Source organism: Stenotrophomonas sp. TWI1183 (assembly GCF_039673115.1).
GTDB lineage: Bacteria > Pseudomonadota > Gammaproteobacteria > Xanthomonadales > Xanthomonadaceae > Stenotrophomonas > Stenotrophomonas maltophilia_AA.
This window is the reverse complement of record NZ_JBDJKZ010000002.1, coordinates 116861-134950: the sequence shown is the minus strand read 5'-3', so window position 1 is coordinate 134950 and position 18090 is coordinate 116861. Positions and strand designations below refer to the sequence as shown.

19 protein-coding genes are annotated in these 18090 nt (G+C 67.6%); 12 read left to right on the top strand and 7 right to left on the bottom strand.

The annotated features are described in order from the left end of the window. Positions 1–2: 2 nt before the first annotated feature. A complete protein-coding gene (locus tag ABE434_RS03010; RefSeq protein ID WP_319211816.1) occupies positions 3–329 on the bottom strand; it encodes a metalloregulator ArsR/SmtB family transcription factor in 327 nt (108 codons plus the stop codon). A 39-nt stretch (positions 330–368) separates the two neighbouring features. Between ABE434_RS03010 and arsH the strand changes: the two genes are divergently transcribed. Both arsH and arsC read left to right on the top strand, forming a co-directional pair. Then, complete coding sequence (arsH, locus tag ABE434_RS03005; RefSeq protein ID WP_346477770.1) at positions 369–1118, top strand: arsenical resistance protein ArsH; 750 nt, start codon at positions 369–371, stop codon at positions 1116–1118. Beyond that, positions 1115–1540 (top strand): arsenate reductase (glutaredoxin), encoded by a 426-nt coding sequence (arsC, locus tag ABE434_RS03000; RefSeq protein WP_346477769.1) that lies wholly within the window; start codon positions 1115–1117, stop codon positions 1538–1540. The genes arsH and arsC overlap by 4 nt, the downstream gene beginning before the upstream one ends. An 85-nt stretch (positions 1541–1625) precedes the next feature. Here arsC and ABE434_RS02995 read toward each other — a convergent pair whose 3' ends face one another. Beyond that, complete coding sequence (locus tag ABE434_RS02995; protein ID WP_176988098.1) at positions 1626–2015, bottom strand: DUF2628 domain-containing protein; 390 nt, start codon at positions 2013–2015, stop codon at positions 1626–1628. A gap of 195 nt (positions 2016–2210) precedes the next feature. On the opposite strand from ABE434_RS02995, the gene ABE434_RS02990 reads away from it, so the two are divergent. From ABE434_RS02990 to hemC, 6 genes are all read left to right on the top strand, one after another. Then, positions 2211–2390 carry a hypothetical protein gene (locus ABE434_RS02990; RefSeq protein WP_176988099.1) on the top strand — a complete coding sequence of 60 codons (180 nt, stop codon included), beginning with the start codon at positions 2211–2213 and terminating at the stop codon, positions 2388–2390. A gap of 490 nt (positions 2391–2880) precedes the next feature. Further along, positions 2881–4788 (top strand): glucans biosynthesis glucosyltransferase MdoH, encoded by a 1908-nt coding sequence (mdoH, locus tag ABE434_RS02985; protein WP_346477768.1) that lies wholly within the window; start codon positions 2881–2883, stop codon positions 4786–4788. Positions 4789–4863: 75 nt separating this feature from the next. After that, positions 4864–5529 carry a carboxylesterase gene (locus tag ABE434_RS02980; RefSeq protein ID WP_179460394.1) on the top strand — a complete coding sequence of 222 codons (666 nt, stop codon included), beginning with the start codon at positions 4864–4866 and terminating at the stop codon, positions 5527–5529. Positions 5530–5533: 4 nt separating this feature from the next. Beyond that, entirely contained in the window at positions 5534–6580 is a 1047-nt protein-coding gene (locus ABE434_RS02975) for a histidine kinase (RefSeq protein WP_346477766.1), read from the top strand. Positions 6581–6590: 10 nt separating this feature from the next. After that, on the top strand, positions 6591–7319 hold the full coding sequence (locus ABE434_RS02970; RefSeq protein WP_176988102.1) for a LytTR family DNA-binding domain-containing protein: 729 nt from the start codon (positions 6591–6593) through the stop codon (positions 7317–7319). Between the two features lie 54 nt (positions 7320–7373). Next, entirely contained in the window at positions 7374–8285 is a 912-nt protein-coding gene (gene hemC, locus ABE434_RS02965; RefSeq protein WP_176988103.1) for a hydroxymethylbilane synthase, read from the top strand. Between the two features lie 102 nt (positions 8286–8387). Here hemC and ABE434_RS02960 read toward each other — a convergent pair whose 3' ends face one another. Together ABE434_RS02960 and ABE434_RS02955 are read right to left on the bottom strand one after the other, a co-directional pair. After that, a complete protein-coding gene (locus ABE434_RS02960) occupies positions 8388–9164 on the bottom strand; it encodes a DUF481 domain-containing protein (RefSeq protein WP_346477765.1) in 777 nt (258 codons plus the stop codon). Positions 9165–9286: 122 nt separating this feature from the next. After that, positions 9287–9898 carry a hypothetical protein gene (locus ABE434_RS02955; RefSeq protein WP_346477764.1) on the bottom strand — a complete coding sequence of 204 codons (612 nt, stop codon included), beginning with the start codon at positions 9896–9898 and terminating at the stop codon, positions 9287–9289. A 90-nt stretch (positions 9899–9988) separates the two neighbouring features. On the opposite strand from ABE434_RS02955, the gene ABE434_RS02950 reads away from it, so the two are divergent. Both ABE434_RS02950 and ABE434_RS02945 read left to right on the top strand, forming a co-directional pair. Then, a complete protein-coding gene (locus ABE434_RS02950; protein WP_121040104.1) occupies positions 9989–10954 on the top strand; it encodes a YafY family protein in 966 nt (321 codons plus the stop codon). A gap of 113 nt (positions 10955–11067) precedes the next feature. Continuing rightward, complete coding sequence (locus ABE434_RS02945) at positions 11068–11862, top strand: MetQ/NlpA family ABC transporter substrate-binding protein (protein ID WP_346477763.1); 795 nt, start codon at positions 11068–11070, stop codon at positions 11860–11862. Positions 11863–11939: 77 nt separating this feature from the next. Here ABE434_RS02945 and glpK read toward each other — a convergent pair whose 3' ends face one another. From glpK to ABE434_RS02930, 3 genes are all read right to left on the bottom strand, one after another. Then, positions 11940–13439 carry a glycerol kinase GlpK gene (gene glpK / locus ABE434_RS02940; RefSeq protein ID WP_346477762.1) on the bottom strand — a complete coding sequence of 500 codons (1500 nt, stop codon included), beginning with the start codon at positions 13437–13439 and terminating at the stop codon, positions 11940–11942. A gap of 47 nt (positions 13440–13486) precedes the next feature. Further along, a complete protein-coding gene (gene glpD / locus ABE434_RS02935; protein WP_346477761.1) occupies positions 13487–14980 on the bottom strand; it encodes a glycerol-3-phosphate dehydrogenase in 1494 nt (497 codons plus the stop codon). Between the two features lie 147 nt (positions 14981–15127). Further along, the gene (locus tag ABE434_RS02930; RefSeq protein WP_346477760.1) at positions 15128–15760 is read right to left on the bottom strand and encodes an OmpW family outer membrane protein; all 633 of its coding nucleotides are present in this window, start codon (positions 15758–15760) and stop codon (positions 15128–15130) included. Positions 15761–15952: 192 nt separating this feature from the next. On the opposite strand from ABE434_RS02930, the gene ABE434_RS02925 reads away from it, so the two are divergent. Then, positions 15953–16474, top strand: coding sequence for a DNA-deoxyinosine glycosylase (locus ABE434_RS02925; RefSeq protein WP_346477896.1), 522 nt, complete (start codon positions 15953–15955; stop codon positions 16472–16474). Between the two features lie 200 nt (positions 16475–16674). After that, complete coding sequence (aceF, locus tag ABE434_RS02920; protein WP_176988109.1) at positions 16675–18078, top strand: dihydrolipoyllysine-residue acetyltransferase; 1404 nt, start codon at positions 16675–16677, stop codon at positions 18076–18078. The last annotated feature ends 12 nt before the right edge of the window (positions 18079–18090 follow it).

Sequence of the window (18090 nt, the reverse complement as noted above, 5' to 3'; positions counted from 1 at the left end):
TGTCAGCGCGGCGGTGTGCACTGGCCGGCCGGACCGCAGTCCGCCTCGCCAGCGCAGCAGTTTTCGGTCAGGTAACCGATCAGGCCATTCATCGCCTCGAAGTCGGCGCGGTAGCAGATGCTGCGGCCGCGCGGCTCGGCGCTGACCAGCCCTGCCGCGCTCAGCTCCTTGAGGTGGAAGGACAGGGTGGCGCCGGGCAGGCCCAGTTCGGTGGCGATCTCGCCGGCCAACCGGCCGCCATGCCCGGCCTGCACCAGCAGGCGGAAGACGCTCAGGCGGGTGGCGTGGCCCAAGGCGGCGAGAGCGTGGGTTGCGTTGTTATGTTCCATGTTTCTAGAATAATGGAACAATACGTCCGGAGCAACCCCATGTCCCTGCTGCCCCACCTGACCGATGCGGTCGTCGACCGTCCGGATGCCGTCCGGTTGTCTGCCCGTGTCAGTGCCCACCCGCCCCGCATCCTGGTGATGTATGGATCGCTGCGCCCACAGTCGTACAGCCGGTTGCTCGCCAAGGAAGTGGAGCGCCTGCTGCAGCACCTGGGCGCCGAGGTGCGGGTGTTCGATCCGCACGGGCTCCCGTTGGTCGACGCGGTGGACGCCAGCGATCCCAGGGTCCAGCAGCTGCGCGCCTGGTCGCAGTGGTCCGAGGGCCAGGTCTGGATCAGTCCGGAGCGTCACGGCACCCTCAGCGCAGTGTTCAAGAACCAGATCGACTGGCTGCCGTTGACCGAGGGCAGTGTGCGCCCGACCCAGGGCCGCACCTTGGCCGTGATGCAGGTGTCGGGCGGCTCGCAGTCCTTCAATGTGGTCAACGCATTGCGGGTTCTCGGGCGCTGGATGCGGATGGTAACGATCCCCAACCAGTCCTCGGTTGCCAAGGTCTGGCAGGAGTTCGACGGGGAGGGGCGGATGAAGCCGTCGGCGTACTACGATCGTGTCGTCGACGTGGTGGAGGAGCTGGTGAAGTTCACGCTGCTGGTGCGCGACCACAGTGACTACCTGACCGACCGCTACAGCGAGCGCAAGGGTGATGCGGAAGTAGCGCGGTTGGCCCGCAATGCGGGTGTGGTCGAGCCGGTCACGCGCCCGTCGGCCGCCGCCGGAGACCGCGCATGAAGGCCGTCATCTATCACAACCCGGCCTGCGCGACCTCGCGCAACGTGCTCGCGTTGATCCGCCATGCCGGCATCGAACCGGAGGTAGTGGAGTACCTGCAAACGCCGCCGGATCGTGAGCGGCTTGTCGAACTGATTGCCGCCGCCGGCCTGCAGGTGCGCGATGCGCTGCGCCAGAAAGGCACGCCGTATGCCGAGCTCGGCCTGGGCGATCCAGCGCTGGCGGATGCGCAGCTGCTCGATGCGATGCTGGCCCATCCGATCCTGATCAACCGGCCGTTCGTGCAGACCGCACTGGGGGTGCGTCTGGCGCGGCCGTCGGAGACGGTTCTGGAGATTCTGCCGCCGATCCACGCCCCGTTCTGCAAAGAGGATGGCGAGGTGGTGATCGACACCGGAGGCCGACGCCCCCCGCCGCGCTGAAGCAGCACACGCGGCCGCCGCACCGCCGCCCCACGAAAAAGCCCGGTCAGTGACCGGGATTTTGTCTTTCACGCAAGCGCGTTGCTTACCAGCGCATGCCGGCGAAGGGGTTCCAGCTGGTGTCGCCCTTCACTTTTTCCAGGTAGTACGAATAGTTGGTGGTCATCCCGATCAGGACCGACCAGGCCATGCCGATCGCCCGGCCGACCACGTCCGGCAGGAACGCCAGGATCACCATCAGCACGAGGGTGATGCCCAGAATGGTGAGCGCCTTGCGCCACATGCCCAGGATCAGCAGGTAGATCCAGCTGAAGAACAGCGCGAAGAAGTTGAAGTTGATCTTGATCCTCTGGCCGAACGTCAACGTCTTGAACGCGGCCTTGAACGCCGGCGAATTGGGAGCGCCGTGCTGTTCGAAGAAGTTGAAGCGGAACTGCCACTTGGGGCTGTAGGGGGAAGCAGTATTGGAATCCATATCCGAATCATGTGTTGAAAACGATTACATGATACCGACAAGCTATTGATAAGCGCCAATATTTCGACGCTTCCCAGGACCTCTGGCAAGGACTGCGGGCACCGTCACACATTCGTCCCGAATTTCCGCTAGGGTGCGCAATCCGCGCGGCCGGAAGCCCCGCGGGTCATGAGAAGTCAACGAGATGCCAGGCCAATGTCCATTGATGTGATGTCCCCCGAGCGCCCCGAAGCAGGGCCGCAGATCACCCCGTGTCCGGTCGCCACCCAGGCCCAGCACCTGCTCGCCCAGCTGCAGTTCTCGCAGGTGAGCGCGCGTGCGCTCGCCCGCCCGCCGGTCGCCACCGATCTGGCCGTTGCCGCCACCCTCGCCTGAGCTGACCCGGCGCCTGTCGCCTGTCCCATCGTCAACGAAGCCCCATCGCTGGAGCGCTTCGCCGGTTCGAAAACTGCGCAGCAGTGGCGCTCTCCTGTTCCAGCGGGGCCCCTTGGAAGTGCTGGCGTGGCGGTTTCGCGCCCCCTCCTGGGTGGCAAGCTGAATGGGGAGATGCCCATGGCACAGGGCCTGCGGGCCGATCGTCGTTCAGGGGCTCCCGGTTGTCTCGATCTAAAAGCTGAATGCGGAGAAATCGACGCGCGGCCCTTCGCGCGCACCTTACAATTCGCGCCATAGACTGAGCCGCATTTTTCGTCTCAAGTCGGTTTGGAGAGTTCGTGGGTTCCGGTAGTCACAGACAACAGCTGCGTGCCGGGCTCCGGCCCGCGCCGACAGGACGCATGCGTGCCATCGCGCACGCCGGGCGCAGGACGCCCCTTTCCACACTTGGCACCCCCGGCCTGGCACGCCCTGCACAGGGACACCGCGCATGAGTACCCAGACCCTGAACGCCCCGCTGGATGCCGGCCGGGCGACGTTGCCGGCCGAGTCGCCGTTGCCGATGCCCGAGCAGTCGCTGCGCGACGGGCAGCTGCAGGTCCCGCGCCAGCGCACCTCGCCGCGGATGATCGGGCTGCGCCGCTTCTATATCCTGGGCGGCACCGCGGCGATGACCCTCGCTGCCAGCCGGATGATGTGGAAGGTGCTGGCCGTCAATGGCATCAGCGTGCTCGAGGCCTGCCTGCTGGTGCTGTTCGTCGGCCTGTTCGCGTGGATCGCACTGTCCTTCGCCGGCGCCGTGGCCGGCTTCCTGACCGCGGTGTTCGACCGCGGTTACAAGCTGGGCATCGATCCGGACGCGCCGCTGCCGACCGTGCACACGCGCACCGCGCTGCTGATGCCCACCTACAACGAAGATCCGCGGCGCCTGCTGGCCGGTCTGCAGGCCATCTATGAGTCGGTCGCCGAGACTGGGCAGCTGGCGAACTTCGATTTCTACGTACTCAGCGATACCCGCCGCGATGACGTCGGGCAGGCCGAGGAAGAAGCCTTCCACGCGCTGTGCGATGCGGTCGGCGGCCATGACCGCATTTTCTACCGTCGCCGCGGCGACAACAGCGGCCGCAAGGCCGGCAACATCGCCGATTGGGTCCGCCGGTTCGGCGGCGCCTACCCGCAGATGCTGATCCTGGACGCCGACAGCCTGATGACCGGCGACACCATCGTGCGCCTGGTGGCCGGCATGGAGCACAACCCGGACGTCGGCCTGATCCAGACCCTGCCGGCCGTGGTCGGCGGCCGTACGCTCTTCGCCCGCATGCAGCAGTTCGGCGGGCGCGTGTACGGCCCGGTGATCGGCCGCGGCGTGGCCTGGTGGCATGGCGCGGAGAGCAACTACTGGGGCCACAACGCGATCATCCGCACCCAGGCCTTCGCCGAACAGGCCGGCCTGCCGTTGCTGCCGGGCAAGGAACCGTTTGGTGGGCATGTGCTCAGCCACGATTTCGTCGAGGCGGCGCTGATGCGCCGTGGCGGCTGGGCCACCCACATGGTGCCGTACCTCAAAGGCAGCTATGAGGAAGGTCCGCCGACCCTGACCGATCTGCTGGTGCGCGACCGCCGCTGGTGCCAGGGCAACCTGCAGCACGCCAAGGTGGTGGGCTCCAAGGGCCTGCACTGGGTCAGCCGCATGCACATGCTGGTCGGCATCGGCCATTACTTCACCGCGCCGATGTGGGCGATGCTGATGCTGATCGGCATCGCGATCCCGCTGTTCCAGGGCGGCATCGACCTCAACGAAGTACTGCATCTCTCGCCCGGTGTGTACTGGCGCCACCAGGATGAGACCCAGGTGATCCGCATGTTCGCGATCACCATGGTGGTGCTGCTCTCGCCCAAGGTGCTGGGCTATCTGGCGATGCTGCTGGAGCCGGTCGAACGTCGCGGCTGTGGCGGCACGATCCGCGCCTTCATCTCGATGCTGCTGGAGACCATCCTCGCTGCGTTGATGGCGCCGGTGGTGATGTATGTGCAGTCGCGCGGCGTGGCCGAAGTGCTGGCCGGCAAGGACTCGGGCTGGGACGCGCAGCAGCGTGACGATGGCGGGGTGTCCTGGCTGGCGCTGGCACGCGGCTATGGCGGGCTCAGCGTGTTCGGTCTGTTCATGGGTGCGCTGGCCTACGCGGTCTCGCCCTCGCTGGCCGCGTGGATGGCGCCGGTGGTGATCGGCATGGTGCTGGCGATTCCGGTGGTGGGCTTCACCTCCTCGCGCACCGCGGGTATCTGGATGCACCGGCTGGGCCTGATGGAAATTCCCGAAGAATCGGCACCGCCGAAGGTCCTGGTGCGCGCGGCCGAGCTGCGCCGTGCGGCCGCCGAGGCGCATCCGCACGGCTGAGCGGTATGTCGCCGCGACCGACGCCCCATTGGCTCGGGGCGCGGTCATAATGCGGCTTGAACGTACTGGAGCCGCCTGATGCTGGATACCGTGGAAAACGAAACCGGCGCCGACCCGCAGTGGTCGGTGCTGTGGCTGCATGGCCTGGGTGCCGATGGCCATGACTTCGCCCCGATCGTGCCCGAACTGGTGCGCCCGCACTGGCCGGCGATCCGCTTCGTGTTCCCGCATGCGCCGGTGCAGCCGATCACGATCAACAACGGCGTGCCGATGCGTGCCTGGTACGACATCGTCAGCATGGACTTCCGCTCGCGCGCGGACAGCGCCGGCGTGGAGGCCTCGATCGTCGCGCTGGAACTGCTGATCGAGCGCGAGATCGCGCGCGGCATCCCGGCCGAGCGCATCCTGCTGGCCGGTTTCTCGCAGGGCGGGGCGGTGATCCTCAGCGCGCTGCTGCGTCGCACGCGCCCGCTGGCCGGGCTGATCGCGCTGTCGACCTACCTGCCGGATCCGGCCAAGGCGGCCACCGCGCGCGTGGCCGATGCGATCAGCGTGCCGGTGTTCATGGCGCACGGCACCCAGGATCCGGTGATTCCGGTGGCGATCGCCGAGCACACCGCACAGACCCTGGGCGCGCTCGGCCTGCCGGTGGAGTGGCACACCTATACGATGGCCCACCAGGTCTGCGCCGAGGAGCTGCACGCGCTGGGCGAATGGCTCGAGGCGCGCTTCGCCGCCTGATCCCATGAGCGACCCGCGCCAGCAGTCCTGGTTGCCCGAGCTGTGCCGCCTGCCGAGGCTGGCGGCGATGCTCGGGCTGGCCGAGCTGGTCGTGGTGGTGGTCGCGCTCGCACCGGATGGCAGCCGCCATTGGACTCCGACGGATTTCCTCTCGGCCAGCGGGTTCGCGCTGTGGCTGGCGCTGGCGGTCACGGTCTGCCTGTGCAGCGTGCGTGCGATGCTCTCGCGCCTGCCCGAAGTGCCGGGCATGGTGCTGGTGGTGCTGATGACCGGCCTGATCGCCGCTGCCTGTGCGGCGATCGTGCACGCGCTGTACGGCGTGCTCGGTGGCAGCAGCTTCGCCCAGACCGTCGGTTTCTGGCGGTTCACGCTCGGCAGCGCGGCGATGACCGCGCTGATTTCCGCGCTGGCGCTGCGCTACTTCTACGTCAGCGATCGCGGCAGCGCGCAGATGCTGGCCAATGCGCAGGCGCAGGCCGATGCACTGCAGGCGCGCATCCGCCCGCACTTTCTGTTCAACAGCATGAACCTGATCGCCAGCCTGCTGCGCCGCGATCCGGACGTGGCAGAGCGCGCGGTGCTCGACCTGTCCGATCTGTTCCGCGCGGCGCTGGGCGCGGGCGAGGGCGATTCCACCCTGCAGGCCGAGTGCGAACTGGCCGAACGCTACCTCTCGATCGAATCGCTGCGCCTGGGCGAACGCCTGAAGGTGATCTGGCTGCGCGACGAACCGCTGCCGTGGTCGTTGCCGATGCCGCGGCTGGTGCTGCAGCCGCTGGTCGAGAACGCGGTGCTGCACGGCATCTCGCGGGTACCGGCCGGCGGCACCATCGTGCTGGCGTTGTCGAGCGACGGCACCAGCCTGCGCATCCGCGTGCGCAACCCGGCGCCGGACCCGGCCACGCGCGGGCTGCCGCTGCTGCAGGGCGCGGGCCACGCACAGCGCAACATCGCCCATCGCCTGGCCTGGCGCTTCGGCCCGGCCGCGCGGATGACGGGGGCGTGGGCCGACGGCTACTATGCTTGCGAAATCACGGTCCCGGTCCAGTGAGGAAACTGTCTTGAAGGTGGTGATCGCCGACGACGAACCGCTGGCCCGCGAGCGCCTGCGCTCCCTGCTCGCCGACCAGGCCGGGATCGAGGTCGTGGCCGAGGCCGAGAACGGCGAACAGGCGCTGCATGCCTGTGCCGAACTGCAACCGGACCTGGTGCTACTTGATATCGCGATGCCCGGCCTGGATGGGCTGGAGGCCGCGCGTCACCTGGCGACCTTCGAGCCGCGCCCGGCGGTGGTGTTCTGCACCGCCTACGACGCGCATGCGCTCTCCGCGTTCGAGGCCGCCGCCATCGACTACCTGATGAAGCCGGTGCGCCCCGAGCGCCTGGCCGCGGCACTGGAGCGCGCGCGGACCTTCCTGGCCGGCCGCAGCGGACCGGCGGCGGCCGCAAGCCAGCAGGCCCGCACGCTGCTGTGCGCGCGCCTGCGCGGCAGCCTGCGGCTGATTCCGGTCGAGGACATCCACTATCTCCAGGCCGAGGAGAAGTACGTGGTGGTGCACCATGCCCGCGGCGAAGACCTGCTGGAAGAATCGCTGAAGTCGCTGGAAGAGGAATTCGGCAACCGCTTCGTGCGCATCCACCGCAATTGCCTGGTCGCCCGCCACGAGCTGGTCGAGCTGCGACGAAATGGCGCAGGCCAGGTCCAGGCCGTGCTGCGGCACGGGCACGCGCCGCTGGAAGTCAGCCGCCGCTGCGTGGCCAGCCTGAAGCAGGAACTCAAGCACCTGTAACCCGGCGGCCGTACGCCATTGGTCGATACGCCCCTGTGCGTCGATAATGGCGCCATGAAGACCCTGCGCATCGCCACCCGAAAGAGCCCGCTTGCCCTCTGGCAGAGCGAATACGTCGCCGACCGCCTGCGCCAGGCCCATCCCGGGCTGGACGTGGTGCTGGTGCCGATGAGCACGCGCGGCGACGAGGTGCTCGACCGCTCGCTGGCCGCGATCGGTGGCAAGGGCCTGTTCCTCAAGGAACTGGAGCTGGCGATGCTGCGTGGCGAGGCGGACTGCGCCGTGCACTCGCTCAAGGATGTGCCGATGGAACTGGATGCTCCGTTCGCGCTGCCGGCGATGCTGACCCGCCACGACGCGGCCGACGGTTTCATTTCCAATCTGTACGCCTCGCTGGAGGCACTGCCGATCGGCGCGCGCGTGGGCACGTCATCGCTGCGCCGGCAGGCCCAGCTGCGCGCGCTGCGTCCTGATCTGGAGCTGTCGGACCTGCGCGGCAACGTCAACACGCGGCTGGCCAAGCTCGACAACGGCGGTTACGACGCGATCGTGCTGGCGGTGGCGGGGCTGGAGCGGTTGGGCCTGGGCAACCGCATCGTGGCGCGGCTGGCCGCGCCGGCGTGGCTGCCGGCGCCGGCGCAGGGCGCGGTGACGGTCGAATGCAATGGCGAGGATGCACAGGTGATGGCGCTGTTCGCTGCACTGGACGATGCCGATACGCGTGCCTGCGTGGAGGCCGAGCGCGCCATGAACCGCGCGCTGCACGGCAGCTGCCATGTGCCGGTGGCCGGGTTCGCGCAGTGGGAAGGCGAGGATCTGTTCCTGCAGGGGCTGGTCGGCGGTGTCGCCGATGGTCGCCTGGTGCGCGCGGAAGCGCGCGGGCCGGCAAGTGATCCGGAAGGCCTGGGCCAGCGCGTGGCGCGCGGCCTGCTCGATGCCGGTGCCGGCGAACTGCTGGCGGTGTAGTGCCGGCCGCTGGCCGGCTACCCGGGAACCTTGCGCGACCCGGAATGCCGGCCAGCGGCCGGCACTACATCACGACGGCGGGCGCACAGGCGCCCGCGGCGATTACTTGAACTTGTAGACCACGTTCATGGTGGTCAGCGTATCGGTCTTGCGCTTGTCTTCGGCGACGTCGCTGTTGTGGCGCGCCTGCCAGCCGGCCTTCAGTGCCAGGTGCTCGTTCATGCTCACCGACACGCCGAAATCGTTCTGCGCGAAGGTGTTGTACGAACCCGATTCGACCAGCAGCGTGTTGACCAGATCGGTGTTCGGGGTGAGCGTGTACTTGAGATCGAACAGGCCACGACCGATCAGGCCGGTGCGGGTCGCATCGTCTTCGGTGTTGTGGGTGCGGCGCACACCGGGGCCGATCTGCGCGTCCATGTAGAAGCGTTCGCCGTCGATGATCCGGGTGCCGTAACCCAGACCGAACGAACTCTGGCGGTCGTAGGTGGCGAAATCGTCGCGCTCGTAACGCAGCGTGGCGGTGATCTGGCGGTGTTCGCCCAGCTGCAGCGCGCTGCCGGCACTGCCGGTGTAGCGGTTGGCGGTGGTGTTGCGGCGGCGGATGGTGGTGCCGTCATCGTTGGTATCGGTGTACTCCGAGCGCGAGCGCAGGCCGAACAGGTCCATGCTGTGCACCCAGTCATCGTCGGTGTAGCGCAGGCGCAGACGACCGTTGAAGCTCTCGGTATTGCTGTTGCCACGGGCCGAGGCAAAGCCCAGTTCACCGCCACTGCCGCTCCAGGGGGAGGTCATCGCCGCCAGTTCGGCAACGTCCTGTGCATAGACCGCCGGGGCGCAGAGCAGCAGGGGAACAAGCAACGAAACGCGCAGGGACATCAACGGTTCTCCGTGATCGGACAAGGGGGAGGGACAACAAGGGGGGGATGATACTTGATGCGTTCTGCGTCACATTCGGCGGCGAGCCCCGGCTTTAGGGCCCGTTCGGCCTTGATCCCTGTTCAGGGAACGTCGATCCGCAGCGAGGCGTCGTCGAAGCGCGAGTAGGTCACGGTGATCCGGAACGGCTGCCCGTTGGTCTGGCCCTTGCGTTCGATCTGCACCGGCAGGCCCTGCGCATTGACCCAGTAGAGCAGGCCATCGGGCGCGGCGGTCGCGTGGCGCACCTCGTATTTGTGGGCGCGCTGGCCGCCGGCGCGTTCTTCGCCGAGGTCGCGCACCTGCAGCTGCGCCGGCTCCAGATCCGCCGGCAGCGGATTGCGCCACTGGGCCAGCATCCCTTCTGGCACCGGGACCTGGCGCACTTCGCCGGCGCGCTGGAGGAAGAAGGTGCCGCCGATGATCGTCTGTGGGCCATCGTCGGTGATCAGCCGGTAGCGGTCCGGGGCCACGTAGTCCATCTGCGCTTCCAGCGCGCGTGGGCCCTGCATCTTCATCACTGCGTGGAAGCTGCGCAGCTGGCCGAAGCGATGGCTGGCGGCCAGCACGGTGCCGACCGGGTCGGCGGCCGGTGCCGTCGCGGCAGGCACGGCGGCCGCGGGCGTTTCAGTGCGCCCACAGCCCCCCGACAGCAGGGCGGCGGCGGACAGGGCAAGGGCGGGCAACAGGCGCATGACGGGCAGCAGCAGGCGATGGGGCCCCCACGATAGCCGAAGATGTCGCCGAAGCCGCCACAACGACGGCGACTCGGACATAATCGGGTCATGGACCGATATGAACGCATCAACGCCCTGCATCGCCTGCTCAAGTCCGCCCGTTATCCGGTAACGGTGGCGGCACTGCAGGAAAAACTGGAGTGTTCCCGCGCGACTGTCTACCGCGACCTGGCCTTCCTGCGCGATGCGCTGATGGCCCCGGTGGAAGGCGATGGCGAGGCGGGATTCCGCTACCAGGCCGACGAAAGCGACCGCTTCGAGCTGCCGGGCCTGTGGCTCAGCTCGGAAGAGCTGCACGCGCTGCTGGCCTCCCAGCACCTGCTCTCGCGCACCGGTGGGGGCGTGCTGTCTTCGGTGCTGGCCCCGCTGCAGCAGCGCATCGAAGGCCTGCTGGCGGCACAGGCCGGCGTCTCGACCTGGCCGGTCGACCGGGTCCGGGTCATCCCGCACCGCGGCCGCAAGTTCGATGAAGCCAGTTTCCGCGCGGTGGCCTCGGCGGTGCTGGAACGCAAGCAGCTGGCGTTCGAGTACCGGGCCCGCTCCACCGACGAGGCGACCCAGCGCACCGTGTCGCCGCAGCGGATGACGCATTACCGCGACAACTGGTACCTGGATGCCTGGGACCATGGCCGCGAGGGCCTGCGCAGCTTCGCGGTGGACCGCATCTACAAGGCACGCGTGATCGATACCACCGCGCGCGACGTGGACGAGACCGAGCTGGACGAGCAGCTCGGCGCCAGCTACGGCATCTTCTCCGGTCCGCCCAAGGGCTGGGCCACGATCGTGTTCAGTGCCAAGGCCGCGCGCTGGGTGGCCGATGAGCATTGGCATTCCAAACAGCAGGGCCGATTCCTGCCCGATGGCCGGTACGAACTCAAACTGCCCTACAGCGTCTCGCGCGAGCTGTTGATGGATGTCCTGCACTACGGTTCGGACGCGGAAATCGTCGAGCCGGTGATGCTGCGCGAACAGGCCAAGGCGCTGCTGGCGCTGGCGCTGACCAGCTACGAGTAAGCCGGCCGGGCCGGCATCGGCTCATGCCGTGGGGTCATATGCCCCGGATTCCGCAAGGGCCGGGGCGTGCGGTATCGTGGGGCGTTGCTGCCCCTACGGATTCCGCTGCCCCCATGAAAAAGTACCTGCTGCTCCCGTTGCTCGCCGCCTCGCTGGCTCTGGCCGCCTGCGGCAAGCCGGCCGATGACTCCAAGAAGCTGGTGGTGGCCGCGACCGCCGTGCCGCACGCCGAGATCCTCGCCGTGGTCAAGCCGATCCTGGAGAAGGAAGGCCTGACCCTGGACGTGCGCGTGTTCAATGACTACGTGCAGCCCAACGACCAGCTGGTGCAGAAGCAGGTCGACGTGAACTATTTCCAGACCGAGCCCTACCTGGACGCGTACAACCGCGACCGCAAGACCGACCTGGTCAAGGTGATCGGCGTGCACATCGAGCCCTTCGGTGCGTACTCGCGTCGTTTCAAATCACTGGATGCGCTGCCCAACGGTGCCGATGTGGTGATCCCCAACGACCCGAGCAACAACAGCCGCGCGCTGATCCTGCTGCACAAGGCGGGTGTGATCACGCTGAAGGATCCGACCAACGCACTGGCCACCCAGCGCGACATCATCGCCAACCCGAAGCAGCTCAAGTTCCGCGAGCTGGATTCGGCGATGCTGCCGCGCGTGCTGGACCAGGTCGACCTGGCCCTGATCAATACCAATTACGCGCTCGATGCCGGGCTCAACCCGACCGAAGACGCGCTGGCGATCGAAAGCAAGGATTCGCCGTACGTGAACTTCCTGGTCGCGCGTCCTGACAACAAGGACGACGCCCGCGTGCAGCAGCTGGCCAAGGCCCTGACCGGTCCGGAAGTGAAGGCCTTCATCGCCGAGAAGTACAAGGGTGCCGTCCTCCCGGCATTCTGACCGGCGCCCGCGCGAGCCGACCAACGGTCGGCTCCTACCGATGGGCATGACCGCCGACCTACGCTCGGCCCCGGGGGTCACCCCACGCGGAACCCCATCGTCGCGTCTACCGCCTGCTGCCAGCCGGCGTACAGTGCCTCGCGCTGGTCCGCCGGCATCTGCGGGGTGAACCGTCGGTCCACCGCCCATTGTTCGGCGATCTCGGCCCGGCTGCTCCAGAACCCGGTGGCCAGCCCGGCCAGGTACGCTGCGCCCAGCGCGGTGGTCTCGGCCACCTGCGGGCGCAGCACCGGCACGCCGAGGATGTCGCTCTGGAACTGCGCCATGAAGTCATTGGCGATCGCGCCGCCGTCGGCGCGCAGTTCCTTCAGTTCGATCCCGGCGTCGGCCTGCATCGCCGCCAGCACGTCGCGGGTCTGGTAGGCCATCGATTCCACCGCGGCGCGGATGAAATGCTCCTTGGTGGTGCCGCGGGTCAGGCCGAACATCGCGCCACGGACATCGCTGCGCCAGTACGGTGCACCCAGCCCGACGAAGGCCGGCACCAGGTACACACCGCCGTTGTCGGCAGCGCGCTCGGCGTAGGCCTGGCAGTCGCTGGATTTGCCGAACATGCGCAGCCCGTCGCGCAGCCACTGCACGACCGAGCCGGCGACGAAGATCGACCCTTCCAGCGCGTACTCCACGTGCCCATCGATACCCCAGGCGATGGTGGTGAGCAGGCCATTCTCGGAAGTAACGGCCTTGTCGCCGGTGTTCATCAGCATGAAACAGCCGGTGCCATAGGTGTTCTTGGCCATGCCCGGTTCGAAGCAGGCCTGGCCGAACAGCGCGGCCTGCTGGTCGCCGGCGATGCCGGCGATCGGCAGGTGCTGATCGAAGAAGAACTGCGCCTGGGTGGTGGCGTACACCTCGCTGGAGCTGCGCACCTGCGGCAGCATCGCGCGCGGGATGTTGAACAGCGCCAGCAGCTCGTCGTCCCACTGCAGTGCATGGATGTCGAACAGCAGCGTGCGCGCGGCATTGGTGACGTCGGTGACGTGCGCCTGGCGACCACTGAGGTTCCAGATCAACCAGCTGTCGATGGTGCCGAACAGCAGTTCGCCGCGTTCGGCCCGCGACTGCGCGCCCTCGACATGATCGAGGATCCAGCGGATCTTGGTCGCCGAGAAATACGCATCGATCAACAGCCCGGTCCTGCGCCGGATCAGCGGCTCGTGGCCGGCGGCCTTGAGCTGTTCGCAGATCGCGTGGCTCTGCCGTGACTGCCATACCACCGCGTTGTGGATGGGCTGGCCGGTGGCCTTGTCCCAGACCACGGTGGTCTCGCGCTGGTTGGTGATGCCGATGCCGGCGATCGTGCGCGGGTCGACCTGGTACCGGTTCAGCAGCTCGGTGATCGTGGTGTAGACGCTGGTCAGGATGTCGCGCGGGTCATGTTCGACCCAGCCCGGCTGCGGAAAAATCTGGGTGAACTCGCGTTGCGCGCTGCCGGCGATGCGCCCGGCGCGGTCGAACAGGATGGCGCGCGAGCTGGTCGTGCCCTGGTCGATGGCGAGCACGTAGTGCTTGTCCATGGTCTGCTCCGTGGAAACCGATGCCTTGCGGCGTGCATGCATACAGCCTACGGCATCGAAACACGCGCCTGCAGGGTGGCCGCCAATGCCGCGTGCTGGCCGGCATCCAGGCGCAGGCCGAGATGGCTGCGGCGCCACAGCACGTCGTCGGCGGTGCAAGCCCATTCGTGCGCGATGAGGTAGTCCAGCTCGCGGTCGTGGAGGCCGCCGCCGTGGTCCGGGCCCAGCGCCTCGAGCGTCTGTGCACCCGCGAGCAGCCCACGCGCACGGGTGCCATAGCTGTTGGCCAGGCGCTGCAGCAGGGCAGGCGGCAGGCGAGGGTGGTCGTGCTGCAACGTGCCCGCCACCTGGGCGGCATCACCGCCATCGCTGCCCGGCAGCGGCGGTCCACCGGCCGTCCATGCCGGCCCCATCTCCGGCAGCGAAGGCGAGAGGCGCCCAAGCGCTTCCTCGGCCAATGCGCGGTAGGTGGTGAGCTTGCCGCCGAGTACGCTCAGCAGCGGCGCGCCGGCGGTGTCCAGTTCCAGCCGGTAGTCGCGGGTGACCCGCGACGCATCGCGGTGATGATCGGCCAGCAGCGGGCGCACCCCGCTGTAGCGCCAGACGATGTCCTCGGCGCGCACCGGGAGGCGGACGAAACGGTTCACCGCATCGAGCAGATACGTTTCCTCGTCCGCACGCGGCCGCGCCTGCGCGGGGTCGCCGTCGTAATCGGTGTCGGTGGTGCCGATCAGCGTGAAGTCCTGTTCGAAGGGAATCGCGAACACCACGCGCTGGTCGGGTTGCTGGAACAGGTAGGCGCTGTCGTGCGCGAACAGCCGCGGCACCACCAGGTGGCTGCCCTGCACGAGGCGCAGCCCAAGCGGCGCATCCAGCCCCGCACGTTCCAGCACCGTGCCGGCCCACGGGCCACTCGCGTTGACCACGCACCGGGCACGGATCCGCTGTACATCGCCGTTGGTACGGCGCAGCACGGCCCACCAATGGTCGCGGTGGCGGATCAGTTGTTCGCAGCGGGTGCGTGTGCGGATATCGGCGCCGCGCTCATGTGCATCGAGGGCGTTGAGCAGCACCAGCCGCGCGTCGTTGACGCGCGCATCGGCATAGGTAAAGCCGGTCCGGTAGCTCGCCTTCAGCGCCGCACCACGCGGGTCGCGCTGCAGGTCGATGCGCTGCGACGGCGGGAAGTGGGGATTGGCCTGCCCGAGATGGTCATACAGCCACAGCCCGGCACGCAGCATCCACGCCGGTCGCAGATGGCGCGCGTGCGGCAGGACGAACGCGGTGGGCGCGATGAGATGGGGTGCCAGCCGGCGCAGTGTCTCGCGCTCGTTGAGCGCCTTGCGCACCAGGGCGAACTCGCCCTGCTGCAGATAACGCAGGCCGCCATGGATCAGCTTGGTGCTGGCGCTGGAGGTGTGGGCAGCCAGATCATCCTGCTCGCACAGGCACACCGAGAGGCCCCGCCCGGCGGCATCCCGCGCGATACCGGCGCCGTTGATGCCGCCGCCCACCACCAGCATGTCGAAGGATTCGCGCATCGGCTCCCCGGGGCGGACCGGCGGGGTCCGTCGTGGGATCCAGTCTCGGCCAGCGGCCGGCAACGCCCGATGAAGGTCGCGGCCCCACAACGACAACGGGCCCGCGAGGGGCCCGTTGTGCGTACTGCATGGTGCGGAACGGCGTGCTTAGAAGCGCGCGCCGATGCCGAAGCCCACGGTCCACGGATCCAGCTTGGCCTTGTCGCCGGTGCCTTCGCCGTTGATGGTCAGCTCCGGGCGCGAATGCATGTAGCGGGCATCGGCGCGGGCGAACCAGGTGCTGTTGATGTTCATGTCCACGCCGACGGTGCCGATCGCGCCTTTGGCGGTCTTGACGCCGATGTGGCCGATGTCGCTGGCGAGGTCTTCATTGCTGAAGTTGGACTCGTAGTAACCGGCGCCCACGAACGGACGGAACACGTTGTCGGCCTGGCCGAAGTGGTACTGGCCGCTCAGCGCGATCGGCTGCTGCTCGACGGTGCCCAGGCGGGCGCCATCGGTGCCGCGCACGCGGTGGTCGAACTTGTCGGCTGCGCCCCACAGTTCCACAGCCCAGTTGTCGTTGATGTAGTAGCTGAAGCTCAGGGTCGGGGCCGGGCCGCCGTCCACCTTGCGCACGCCATCGAGCGGATCGTTCTTCGGCTGCAGCAGCGAGACGCCGCCGACCACAGCGAAGTGCTTGCCGGACGCGGTATCAACAGTGCTGTCCTGCGCGAAAGCAGCCGGCGCAAAAGCAAGAGCAGTCAGGGTAGCCAGGGTCAGGGTACGGATGGAGCGCATGGGGGAATCTCCTCAGGATGTTTTTGTTCTGGGCCCCGGTGTTGTGGGGCGAGGCAACCGTAGTCCCCGCAATATGAATCGCATCCGACGCACGTTAAAATTTAGTTGTTTCCATTCAGCGATCAGTGCGAAACCGCTGTATTTACGGGCGATCATGCAACGCTTGGCATTCATGCATCTGGTGACGGTGTGATGGAAACAACAACGTGCATCGGCTTCCCTGCGCAGCTGAACACCGACTGCCGCGTGCTGGTCCTCGGTTCGATGCCGGGCGTGGCATCGCTGCAGGCCGCGCAGTACTACGCACATCCGCGCAATCGGTTCTGGCCCCTGATGGGGGTGGTGTGCGGGATCGACGCGACACTTCCTTATCCGGAGCGCGTGCGCGCACTGAACGCGGCCGGGGTGGGCGTGTGGGATGTGATCGGGCAGTGTGAGCGGCGCGGCAGCCTGGATGCGTCGATCGTGCGGGGCAGTGAAGTGCCCAATGCGTTGAGTGCACTGATCGAGAAATTGCCCGCGCTGCGTGCGATCGCCTGCAATGGGGGAACCGCATACCGCGCGTTCCAGCGTTTCATTGCCCCGGCGCTGATCGGCCCGGCGCGGGCGCTGCCGGTCTGGTCGCTGCCCTCCACCAGCCCCGCCAACGCTGCCTGGCCATTGCCCCGGCTGGCGGAGGCATGGCAACCGCTGGCCGATGCCGTGCGGCGCTGAGGCGGGGACAGCCGCGGACAATACGGTACCGACTGGAAAATTCCGCTTTGCGCTGCGCGAAGCCGAATCCGGCCAAAGCAGATGCCTGCAACAGCCTGTCCCGGGACAGCGGTGCTGAAAATTCGCCAAGCCGGTTGGCGCTGGCGCGCGAAGCCCCCACAATAGGCGATTCCCTACACCAGATTGCCGGAGTTTTCCCCATGGCCGAAATCAAGGAAGCACTTGTCCCCGATATCGGTGACTACAGCGATATCCCGGTAATCGAGGTGCTGGTCGCCGTTGGAGATACCGTCAAGAAAGACCAGGGTCTGGTGACGCTGGAATCGGACAAGGCCACGATGGAAGTGCCGTCCTCGGTGGCCGGTATCGTCAAGGAAATCAAGGTCAAGATCGGCGACAACCTCTCCGAGGGCAAGCTCGTGGCCCTGATCGAAGTCAGCGAAGAGGCCGCCGCGCCGGCCGCCGCTGCTGCGCCGGCCCCGGCCGCCAAGGCGGAAGCCGCCGAGACCGCGACCAAGGTCGAGCCGGTCGCCACCCAGGCTGAGCCGGACAAGCTGGCCGCCCGTGATATCGAGCAGTCCGCCGCCAAGCCGACCCAGCCGGCCCCGGCCGCCGCTGCCCCGTCGGGTGGCTCGCCGACCAGCCCGCCGGTCGCCTTCAACGCCGACAGCGTGCTGCCGCAGAAGGTGCCCTACGCGTCGCCGGCCGTGCGCGTGTTCGCCCGCGAGCTGGGCGTGGACCTGAACCAGCTGAGCGGCACCGAAAAGGGTGGCCGCATCACCAAGTCCGACGTGCAGAAGTTCGTCAAGTCGGCCCTGGCCGGCGGCGGCGCTGCCACCGGCGGTACCGTGGCGGCCGGTGGCGGTCTCAACCTGCTGCCCTGGCCGAAGGTCGACTTCAGCAAGTTCGGTGAGGTCGAGGTCCAGCCGCTGTCCCGGATCAAGAAGATCTCCGGCGCGAACCTGGCCCGCAACTGGGCGATGATTCCGCATGTCACCCAGTTCGAACAGGCTGACATCACCGAGCTGGAAGCCCTGCGCGTTGCGCTGAACAAGGAAAACGAGAAGGCCGGCATCAAGCTGACCATGCTCGCCTTCCTGGTCAAGGCCAGCGCCGCGGCGCTGAAGAAGTTCCCGGAGTTCAACGCCTCGCTGGATGCCAGCGGCGAGAACCTGACCCTGAAGAAGTACTTCAACATCGGTTTCGCGGCCGATACGCCGAGCGGCCTGGTCGTGCCGGTGATCCGCGACGTCGACAAGAAGGGTGTGGTGCAGATCGCGCAGGAATCCGGCGAACTGGCCAAGAAGGCCCGTGACGGCAAGCTCGGCCCGGCCGACATGAGCGGCGGCTGCTTCTCGATCAGCTCGCTGGGCGGCATCGGTGGCACCGCGTTCACCCCGATCGTCAATGCACCGGAAGTGGCGATCCTGGGCGTGTCCAAGTCGTCGATCCAGCCGGTCTGGAACGGCAAGGAATTCGCCCCGAAGCTGATGCTGCCGCTGTCGCTGAGCTATGACCATCGCGTCATCGACGGCGCACTGGCCGCCCGCTTCACCACCTACCTCTCGCAGGTGCTGGCCGACATGCGGCGCGTCCTGCTGTGAAGCAGGGCCTGG